The 1049-nt window shown below is 36.3% G+C and carries 1 protein-coding gene; it reads right to left on the bottom strand.

All coding sequences use genetic code 11. From position 1 onward, the window contains the following. Positions 1 to 206 (bottom strand): hypothetical protein (locus ACJ5GX_RS00005; protein WP_495292554.1); only part of this gene is annotated, 206 nt, incomplete at its 3' end. Between the last annotated feature and the right edge of the window lie 843 nt (positions 207 to 1049).

Raw genomic sequence — 1049 nt, 5'->3', positions numbered from 1 at the left:
ACGTCTTCTTTTATACCGCAACGTTCTCTAATTACACTATTCCTTATCCTGTCACTCAATTTCACTCCAATCATACTTCTTAGCGCTGTCATTTCTACCGCATTTATTCTACTTTCATGCTTTTTCTGCCATACCCAACTTTCACTCCCATACATAAGTGTTGGGAACCAACCAACCTTGCTTTTATATTGAGTGTAACTAAACAAATAACCAAAAATAAATTGAGAACAATTTGATAAACACAAAATAAAGAATAATTTATCAAGTGGAACAGTTTTTTGTGAAAAGAAACGTTATTTCAATTAAGCTTAGCGCCCTCTACATGACACTCGAGAATCCCTAGAAAATTTCCCATTGTAATATCGGTCCAGTTTGATGGGAAACTAAGCGCGAATTAAGTGTTTGGTAACTCACTAGAGCTTAGCTTAGGAACCGCTCGTGGCAATAGACTGTTTAAGGGCCTGTTGAGAACTCGTAAACGTCCCCTTCTTACTAACAGAAAATCCTGTATGTGAGAACAGAGCCGAATCGCACTCTTGAAAATTTCTTGCCAAATCAACAAAAAAATGTACGACCAGAATCTAGTAATGTACAAGACGTATTGTATTCGCAAAAAATAAATGTGAAATGTTCTTAAGATTCCCAAGGGCGCGATTGAGCTGGTTGTTTGAACAACCACAAACTTTTCCGGGTGAGCTCCTGCTCCCCACCATACAGTCAGGTGTAGATTAACAGCCCCGAGGCTAAAATCGTAGGGTAGGTACACAAAAAAAAAGATATATACATATACACGTACACCACGCAAAAAGTGTAAAAATAGGAAACACACTTTGGAAAATAAATCTATCGTGCAAACCTTCTTTAATCGTGTTTTCTTGCGACCAGAATCTAGATAATATAATTAAAAATCATGATACATAAAAAGAGGCGTTTATCGTATCTACCAACAACAAAATTGTGTGCATTCAAAAATACCCATTTTTCTCACGGATCGATCATCTTTTATTATTTGTACAACTTGCCATTCTCCATTTAGAGTTATTTTTAAC

The organism is Wolbachia endosymbiont of Tuta absoluta, from assembly GCF_059414725.1.
The sequence above is the reverse complement of the archived record's forward strand: the minus strand, read 5'-3'. Positions and strand labels throughout refer to the sequence as shown.